Source organism: Atopobacter sp. AH10 (genome assembly GCF_003664595.1).
In the GTDB taxonomy this organism is placed as follows: Bacteria; Bacillota; Bacilli; order Lactobacillales; family Aerococcaceae; genus Atopobacter.
The window spans coordinates 1-7356 of record NZ_QXPZ01000028.1; the positions used below are offsets into that span (position 1 = coordinate 1).

Genomic DNA, 7356 nt, shown 5'->3' on the forward strand with positions numbered 1-7356 from the left:
TGTTGGTCAAGCGGCTGGATTTTTAATTGCCACTTGGCTGATTTTTAGTTTACCAAATACAGTGTTATGGTCTTTTTTATTTGATAGATTGTACAATTAAAAGCGACAACTAGTATAAAATAAATTTAAAAAATCAACTAATAATATATTTAACAGATGAAGAAAAAGAAATTTATATTGTAGACCTAGAACCATTTATAGATCTCCAATGGCTACTTTCAAATGCAACAAATAATATAAACTAGATTGTAAAAGCAACTAATACAACGGGAATCTTTATAAGAAAAATATTGATTATATGAGAAAAATAGAAAATTTAGCAAAAGAAATATGCCAGATTCACTCCCTACTTCTAAACAAATCAAAAGAAAGTTCTGTGGCAATTGCAAAAATACATCCTACAAAACAAGCTCTAGATTTGGCAAAAGATTATATTACTAAGAGTGGAAAACTTATGAAATTATTTTTGTATTTTTTGAAGATTTTAGATACAACCCACATAAAATTTTTGAATAAAGAAAAGAAGAATACCCTTATGTAAGAGTATTCTTGACAGGTAATAATATGCTGACCTTTGCACCTATTGCATCAGTACTATTTTCTAAAACAAGACTTCCTCCATGCATCTTAATAATTTGTTCGGCAACAAATAAACCGATACCATAGTTTTCTTTTGAATGCCTACTTTTGTCTCCTTGATAGAATTGATCGGTTGCATATAATAGGTCTTCACCTGTAAATCCATATCCTTGATCAAGTATTGATATTTGAAGCTTATCAGCTTTGGAACATATAATTAACTTAATAGTTGATTTTTTAGGACTTTGCTCCTCGGCATTACTTAGAATATTTAGAAAGGCTCGTTCAAAATTTTTCAAATCTACTATTAAAAAATTATTCTCGTAGTTAATATCTTCTAAAAGATTTAACTTATAAGTTGATGTGAATTCTTTTGCTAGCTTTTCAATATTTTCTACAAATTTTTCTGTTCTAATTTCAAGAAAATTTAATTCATTTGCTTGATTAGATTTATTAACAAGCATTAAAGTTTCAATATATTTACCAATACGGTTTGTGTTCTTTATAATATAACTTAGAAATGTCTTCTGTTCTTCTGTTAGATTTGTTTCTCCTAATAATTCTGAGTTGCCCTTTATAATTGAAACTGGAGTCTTTATATCATGGCTTAATGCTGAAATCTGATTTCTTTTTTTCTCTTCTTCTCTCCAATTTCTTCTTAAAGATTCGATTAACCCTACCTTTATTTTTTCTAAACTTTCTAATATGGCATTAAATTCCTGAATATTTGATTTTTTAACTTGGAAATCTAAGTTCTGTTGACCAATTTCTTCTGAAGCTTCTAGCAAAGGATCTAATTCTCTCGATATTTTCTTTGCCCAAATCAAAGTGATAGTAATAATACTAATAAAACAAAATACTATAAGTAAGATTAGTAATAAAATATTTATTTGTGGAAGATTTCTTTGCATCCATGGACTTCTATAATAAGGCTTTAGGCTATAAGCTACAAGTACATATCCATCTGATCTTTGTATTTCCATAAAGGATAAGTTTGAATTAGAATTACCAGATCCCTTATGATAGTTAAAGGCTACATCTTGAATGTTCTTATTCATATTTGTTTCTATAACTTTTTCGTCTTTTGATAGAAATAGATAAGATGTATTATCTGGAAGTAATGATTTTTCGAAATTTTTTGAAGTGGCAATATCTGCCCTTTTTTCAAGGATTAAATTCTCAGTATAGTTCGCTGGAAATATCCATTTAAATTGGTAAGCAGCAGATATAAAAGCTATTATTAATCCAACTGAGATTACTAGTCCTAGTGCAATACTTAACAAATATTTAAAAAGTATATTTTTAAGAGATTGACCTTTAGATTTTAATTCCATTTATATCCGATCCCCCATACTGTTTCAATTGGATTTTTTCCATATTTTTGAAACTTTGCCCTAATATTTTTTATATGTTCTGATATTGCAGATGCATCTCCTATACCATCAAATCCAAAGACAAGCTCGTATATTTGCTCTCTTGAAAACACTTGTCCTTTTCTTTTTGCTAACAATTCTGAAATCTGATACTCGGATTTTGTCAAATGAACTTTTTTCTCCGTTACAAATACTTCATTGGAAGATAAATCAAATCGAATTTCACCGAGATTTAAACTAGTGTGTCGTTCTCTTTTTTCTCGTCTTAAATGGGCTTCTATACGAGCTACCAGTTCTGCTGCACTAAATGGTTTTGTGATGTAATCATCACCACCAATTAATAATCCTTCAACTATATCTTCTTCCATAGTTTTTGCTGTTAAAAAAAGAATAGGACAGTCTACTTTATTGCGAATTTCTTTGCAAAAACTAATTCCGTCAACATCTGGCATCATAACATCAAGTAATATTAAATCATATTTATTAAGCTTACTATTATCAATATCTAAAGGGTTTTGATATACATCGACCTGATGGTTGTTCTTTTTCAAAATATTTTTTATTAGATCAAGCATATCTAACTCGTCATCAACTGCAAGAATTAAAGACATTCCATCACCTCCTCATTTTTTAATAAAATAACTCTATTTCATTCACTAACAGATTTTCCATCCCATTTGTTAATCCAAATTATTGAGGAAGCAAATAGGATTAGGATAATAAACAAAGCTGTAAAACTCCACAGTCTAAACTCTTTATAAAAATAAGACCGATCCGAAATCTTACTTATAGTAATATACATTGCTGGAAGTCTAGATACCCAGGTACAAGGTAAAAAATACCAAATACTATCCCCAATAACAGTTATTGAAAGTAAATTAATTAATGTTTCTAGAAAGCCCAATCCAATAGATGCACCGTTACTTAACATAATTGATACCCAAAGATGAATCAAGTATAGAGAAAAGCTGCTAATAACAATTAAGAAAAATTCAATAACCCAATCTAAGTTATTTTGATATCCAGATAATATTGCAAAAATTACAATAGCTAAAGTCAGAGAAATAATAAATCCCAATTCTAATACAATAAGTTTTCCAAGATAAGCCTTAGTTCTAGATTTTGTTGTAGATAACATCATTTGAAATTTTCCAGCACTTATTTCCATATCAGAAACTTTTGAAGTTACAAAACTTAATATTATTGGGATTACTGCTCCTAAAAGTGTAAAATAAATTTGTATTATATTGCTTTTTTCGAAATTTTTTAATCCAGTAGTTTTTGATGCCACATAAAATAACAAAGAATAGGCTATAGGTAAGACTATGTGAATCCAAGGTAGCCAGGTGTGTTTGATTTTGTATAGCTCGGATTTTATTATGTTTATCATTATTTTACCTCTTGCTTTGAAAACCATTTTGCACTTATCATTGCCAGTAATGTAAATAGACATATAGATAAAATACAAGGAATATATAATGATGTATTTGATATTATTGGATTTGATTCTTCCATTAAAACACCACTTGGTAAGATATGCATAACAGGAATCATTAATCTAATTCCCCAAGAATATGGGCAATAAATCCAAAAAGCACTATCAGATAACAAGATTCCTAATGTTAAGCCTAATACTGCATTGATTGCAATACTTACGATAAAACCAAATTTTTTTGCCAAGAAAAAGCAAAATGGGATTTGCCAAATATTAGTTATAATTAGTAATGCACTTGAACATAACAATGTCAAAAATGTATAGCTCGGCGTTAGTTGTTCGCCCACGAAAAATTGAAAAATATACACTCCTAGCATATGGATTATAGCAGTAATACTCATATAAATAAATGCTGTAATTATTTTTGAAACCCATAACTTTTTGAGATTAATATTTAGAGGGAAAACTGCTCTGTAGTTTAATTTTCTACTTTCTTTTCTATGCATCATTGCAGGTATTAAGGCAAAAGTTGCTGGCATTATAATGACATACCACCAGTTATAGGAATTGGTAGTAAAATAGCTTGGCATAAGAAGTAATGACAATAAGATTAAAGATATTGGCATAATTACTAATAACTTCTTCAAGAAACTGTGCTTATGTTTTAAATTTTCTGCAAAAATATAATTTATCATTGTTACATCTCCATTCCACTTTTTATAACATCCATAAAAAGTTCTTCTAAAATATCATTATGGTTAATGATATTTTGATATTCTAATTTTCCGTTATTAATAATCCCAATATGATCAGCAGTTTGTTCCACTTCTGCTAAAAAATGACTAGACAAAATTACGGTTATTCCTTTTTGGGGGAAACTTTTTATTAAATCACGCAATTCTTGAATTCCAAGTGGATCAAGTCCGTTTGTTGGCTCATCTAAAATCAAAAGCTTAGGATTATTTAATAATGCAATGGCAATACCTAGCCTTTGTTTCATTCCTAAAGAAAATTGACCACTTTTCTTTTTGCCAGTATCTTTTAAACTTACTATTTCCAGAACTTCATCAATCCTAGAATCGGGTAATCCTAGTAGGAGTGTCCTTACTTTTAAATTTTCCCTAGCTGTTAAGTTCTCATACAAGGCTGGCATTTCTATCAATGCACCAATATCTGATAAATCGTCACGACTCCACTGGTGACCTTCAAAAAATATTTCTCCAGATGTTTTATGAATCATTCCAGTAATCATCTTCAATGTAGTTGATTTACCAGCCCCATTAGGTCCTAGCAATCCATATATAGAATTTTCTTTTATTTTTAAAGAAATACTATCTACTGCTTTTTGTTTTCCAAAAGTTTTAGTTAGATTTTTTGTTTCCAATATCAATTTGTCCATATAAATGAACCTCCTCTTCATTTTATAAACTTAGTATAAAATACAAATTTAAGGATTCCATAAGGAAGATAAGATTCTTTAAAAATTTAATAGATTGTTTTTACCTTAAATGTCCGGTACTGGGACACAAATGATACTGAAAGTAAAAAAGAATAAATTGAATTATAGTTCCAAGTGGTTTACATTTGGACAAAAAAATTAGACCGTAGTTCAAGGCTGCGGTCTTTTTGTGTTCCTATACTTATTTTAAATATCTTGATTTTTTAGGGAAAGATAATTTCCAATCTTCAAATTCTTCATCAGAAATTTCTCCATTATAATGTTTTTTTCTCATTTCATCCCATTCGATAAGAAAGTTATTAAAGTCTGTGTCATTAGATAATAGGCTTGTTGTTTCTCCCTCTCCTACCAAAGGTCTAAACTTTATATCTTTTTCATAATCAAAGATTATATGCATAATTTCAAAAATGGAATTAGGATCATGATTTATTAAGGCAGATATATCACATTCAAGTGCTTCTGCTATTTTTTGTAATTGGTCTTTACTTGGAGATCTATTCCCAAGTTCATAATTTCTTATTGCAGCATCAGTTAATCCTGATTTAATGGCAAGCTCTTTTTGAGTTAAGTTTCGCATAAGTCTTAACTTTTTTAATTTTTCTCCAGAAATCAAAACAATGCCCACAGTGTAAAATTTCTTGTGTAACCTCCAAACAACCATAGAAAAAAGGGCCTGCTTTTTGTAAGATTGTAGATACCAACCAAAACAATCAAAAAAGGAGACCCTTATGGAAAACTTTAACACAAAAATAATGGCAGCACTAGTCAAAGGTGAACCGATTGAAGATATTTTTCGCCAATCGCTGGAGGATGCGGTGAATCTCTTGCTTGAAACAGAGCGAACAGTATTCCTTGACTATGAAAAATGGGAAATAAAAGGCTATAATACTGGGAACTCACGCAATGGTTACTATACTCGATCCCTAAAAACACAATATGGGTTACTGAATTTAAAAATTCCACGAGATCGATTAGGAGAACTGGATATCCAAACCGTCAAAGCCCTACAATCTTCCCAATCCCATCTAGAAAAAATGATTATGATGATGTATCAAAAAGGAGTCACTACCAGTGATATATCTGAATTAATCGAAAAAATGTATGGCCACTACTATTCACCGGCCACCATTTCCAATCTATCCAAAAGTTTTGAAGAAGAACTCATCAATTATCGACAACGGGAAATTCAATCTAACTATGTCGCTATTTATTGTGACGCAACATTTATTCCTGTGAGACGTGGTGGATTGGTCTCTAAAGAAGCTGTGCATATCATTCTTGGCATAGATGCCGTAGGTCATAAAGAGGTTCTAGACTTCCAACTCTACCCAAATGAATCGTCCGTCAATTACCGTGAAATGCTTCAAGACTTGAAAACAAGAGGACTAAAAAAAGTACTCTTATTTGTATCAGATGAGTTAAACGGGTTAGCAGAAGCTTTAACCGATGAATTTCCTCAAGCCCTACACCAAACCTGTTGGACTCACTTGTTACGAAGCGTGAGTGGTAAGGTCAGAAGTAAAGATCGTCAAGCCATTATGGAAGCCCTAAAAGAGGTTCCTAAATCTAAAAATATTGCGGAAGCTAGTCACCGTCTTAAGGATTTTTATGAAAGCTGGCAAGGAATTTATCCCAAGCTAGTGGAGCAATTCAAGCAAAAACGGAATCTCTTTTCATTTATGCACTTTCCAAAGCCTATTTGGATCAGTCTATATACGAATAACATTTCAGAAAATATTAATAAACAAATCAAGCGGGTAACCAAAGTAAAAGAACAATTCCCTAATGAAAAGTCTCTAGAAAAGATGGTGTATTGTTATATTTCCGAGTATAATGTCAAATTTACTCAACGATCTCATAAAGGCTTTAAACAAGTTAGCTATGAATTAAATAAATTGTTACACCAGAATTTACCAGTTAATGAGGCTAATCTTAAAAAAATAGAGGGGGAATCTCAGGTATCTTGAAAGTGCTCCTAGCGCCCGTTGGTTGCTTTCCCCTCACTTGTGGAACATAGAATCTGAAAAGCCTATAAAGGAAAACCGTGTCCACTATTCTATATTCCACAAGTGAGGGGTTAAAAACTAAGGATTTAATTTACTGCTACTATATCTACAGTCTTGCAAAACTGTTTACACAATTTATTTGACACTACCATGAATTTACATGACGCACACCAATAGTAACACATCTCTATCGAATAGGAAACATTTAACCTATCAGGATCGGTGTAAAATAGAAGCTTATTGCGAAGAAAAATTATCCTTTAGAGAAATAGCTAGGAGATTGGGCAAACACCATTCAACGATCAGTCAAGAGGTCAAACGTGGAACAGTTCGACAAATTAAGCAAGTCGTCAAGTCTTCCTCGGGTAAAACTTATGAGTATGATCAGATGAGTTATTCAGCTGATGCTGGCCAAGCTAGTTATACTACCGCTAGAACTGCTTGTGGGCGACCTCCTAAGTGGCATCAATTAGCGGATTTTCTAGATTGGGCTGACGAGCGCAT

The 7356-nt window shown here is 31.3% G+C and carries 8 protein-coding genes and 1 pseudogene; 3 read left to right on the forward strand and 6 right to left on the reverse strand.

Annotation, left to right across the window (positions count from 1 at the left end; all coding sequences use genetic code 11):
- Positions 1-161 precede the first annotated feature (161 nt).
- Positions 162-373: pseudogene (locus tag D3H64_RS06535) on the forward strand (hypothetical protein); the annotation flags it as partial.
- Positions 374-533: 160 nt separating this feature from the next.
- Here D3H64_RS06535 and D3H64_RS06540 read toward each other — a convergent pair.
- The 6 genes from D3H64_RS06540 to D3H64_RS06565 form a co-directional block, all read right to left on the reverse strand.
- Positions 534-1913, reverse strand: coding sequence for a sensor histidine kinase KdpD (locus D3H64_RS06540; RefSeq protein ID WP_121565475.1), 1380 nt, complete (start codon positions 1911-1913; stop codon positions 534-536).
- Entirely contained in the window at positions 1904-2563 is a 660-nt protein-coding gene (locus D3H64_RS06545) for a response regulator transcription factor (protein WP_121565476.1), read from the reverse strand. Before D3H64_RS06545 ends, D3H64_RS06540 begins: the two co-directional genes overlap by 10 nt.
- 38 nt (positions 2564-2601) lie before the next feature.
- Positions 2602-3342, reverse strand: a complete 741-nt coding sequence (locus D3H64_RS06550; protein ID WP_121565477.1) for a lantibiotic immunity ABC transporter MutG family permease subunit — start codon at positions 3340-3342, stop codon at positions 2602-2604.
- A complete protein-coding gene (locus D3H64_RS06555; protein ID WP_121565478.1) occupies positions 3342-4082 on the reverse strand; it encodes a lantibiotic immunity ABC transporter MutE/EpiE family permease subunit in 741 nt (246 codons plus the stop codon). Before D3H64_RS06555 ends, D3H64_RS06550 begins: the two co-directional genes overlap by 1 nt.
- Before the next feature lie 2 nt (positions 4083-4084).
- The gene (locus D3H64_RS06560; RefSeq protein ID WP_121565479.1) at positions 4085-4786 is read right to left on the reverse strand and encodes a lantibiotic protection ABC transporter ATP-binding protein; all 702 of its coding nucleotides are present in this window, start codon (positions 4784-4786) and stop codon (positions 4085-4087) included.
- 241 nt (positions 4787-5027) lie between these two features.
- The gene (locus D3H64_RS06565; RefSeq protein WP_121565481.1) at positions 5028-5459 is read right to left on the reverse strand and encodes a helix-turn-helix domain-containing protein; all 432 of its coding nucleotides are present in this window, start codon (positions 5457-5459) and stop codon (positions 5028-5030) included.
- Positions 5460-5574: 115 nt separating this feature from the next.
- On the opposite strand from D3H64_RS06565, the gene D3H64_RS06570 reads away from it, so the two are divergent.
- Complete coding sequence (locus tag D3H64_RS06570; protein ID WP_121565480.1) at positions 5575-6813, forward strand: IS256 family transposase; 1239 nt, start codon at positions 5575-5577, stop codon at positions 6811-6813.
- 199 nt (positions 6814-7012) lie between these two features.
- On the forward strand, positions 7013-7356 hold a 344-nt coding region (locus D3H64_RS06575), incomplete at its 3' end, for a helix-turn-helix domain-containing protein (protein WP_147429899.1).

Excerpts from the sequence above, each read along its gene's own strand:
- D3H64_RS06540 (WP_121565475.1), bottom strand. The coding sequence starts at position 1,913 with ATGGAATTAAAATCTAAAGGTCAATCTCTTAAAAATATACTTTTTAAA.
- D3H64_RS06545 (WP_121565476.1), bottom strand. The coding sequence starts at position 2,563 with ATGTCTTTAATTCTTGCAGTTGATGACGAGTTAGATATGCTTGATCTA.
- D3H64_RS06550 (WP_121565477.1), bottom strand. The coding sequence starts at position 3,342 with ATGATAAACATAATAAAATCCGAGCTATACAAAATCAAACACACCTGG.
- D3H64_RS06555 (WP_121565478.1), bottom strand. The coding sequence starts at position 4,082 with ATGATAAATTATATTTTTGCAGAAAATTTAAAACATAAGCACAGTTTC.
- D3H64_RS06560 (WP_121565479.1), bottom strand. The coding sequence starts at position 4,786 with ATGGACAAATTGATATTGGAAACAAAAAATCTAACTAAAACTTTTGGA.
- D3H64_RS06570 (WP_121565480.1), top strand. The coding sequence starts at position 5,575 with ATGGAAAACTTTAACACAAAAATAATGGCAGCACTAGTCAAAGGTGAA.